Annotated in this window: 1 protein-coding gene; it reads right to left on the bottom strand. The window is 69.2% G+C overall.

What is annotated here, in order from left to right; all coding sequences use genetic code 11:
- Positions 1-1,110 (bottom strand): ADP-ribosyltransferase (locus ABZ885_RS41785; protein WP_360200524.1); only part of this gene is annotated, 1,110 nt, incomplete at both ends.

The following is a 1,110-nucleotide window of genomic DNA, read 5'->3' as shown; positions in this document are numbered from 1 at the left end:
GCCGAGAAGCACCTCACGCTCGGAGTTGCCCGCCCGGCCGACCTTCTCCACCCACAGGCCGGGCGTGCCCTCCGGCACCACGAGGTGCAGGACACCTTGCTTGCCTCTGTAGCTGGTTGGCAGCTCACCGATCGCGGTGGACATGTAGCCGTCCTCGATGAACCTGTGGCCCGCCATGTCCATCGGGTTCTCGAAACCCAGATGCCCCAAGTCGGTCCCACGGCCGACGACGATGTCCTGGGGGACCCGCTGGGTCTCAAGAGCCTTGTCGAGCTGAGGAATCAGGCGATTGGCCTCGGACGTCGCGGGGCCGGTGCCGCGAAGGGCTCCGTTGATCTCGCCGTCGGAGCCCCACGTGTACTTCGCGACCGCGTCCTTCTGCTCGGCCGGGAGCTTCTCCGCGACGTCGTTCCAGGTCTTCGCCCCGAACTCCTCGGCGTCGATGTCGTCGAAGAAGTCCCGGGCCCTCCCCGCAAGGTCGCGCTCGGCAGCCTGCACCTCCACCAACTGACTGTCCCGTAGGGCCGCGGCCACGGGGTCGTAGCCCTTCGGAAGAAAACCATCGAGCGCCTTCACGACCGGGGGCTGGGGTGCCTGCGCCGGTGGCTCGGGGAGGTGCGGCTGCAGCGCCGGTGCCTCGACCGGTTGCGAGACGGGTTGGTGAACGGCTGCACCGTCGGACGGCTTAAAGGACCAAGCATCAGGGAGTCCCGCTGGATCGATCGGCGCCGGGGTGACCGGTTTCGGGGCTGCTGCCTCCTTCGCCGCCTTCTCCGCCGCCTCCTTGGCCGTCTTCTCGGCGGATTCCTGTGCGCCCTTCTCGGCCGCGTTCTTGGCGACGGCGGCGGCCTCGCGCTCGGCGACGGTGGCGGCGGTGCCACCGCCTCCGGTGCCGGCGCCGATCAGGAAGTTGCCGACGAGCTTGCCGCCCGCCTCGGAGGGGTCGTTGCCCCAGCCGCTGCCGACCAGGCCCTTGAGCAGGTCGACCGGATGGTCACCGGCCTGGATCAGACCGGCCAAGGTGGTGGACACACCGTCCTGGTACTGGGCGGGGTGGGTGATGTTGTACGGGTCGTAGGGGTTGAGCGAGCGGCCGAGCTTGAGCAGGTC

Origin of the sequence: Kitasatospora sp. NPDC047058 (genome assembly GCF_040643935.1) — a bacterium.
Classification (GTDB): Bacteria; Actinomycetota; Actinomycetes; order Streptomycetales; family Streptomycetaceae; genus Kitasatospora.
Note: the sequence above shows the minus strand (reverse complement) of the source record. Positions and strands in the feature narration are given on the sequence as shown.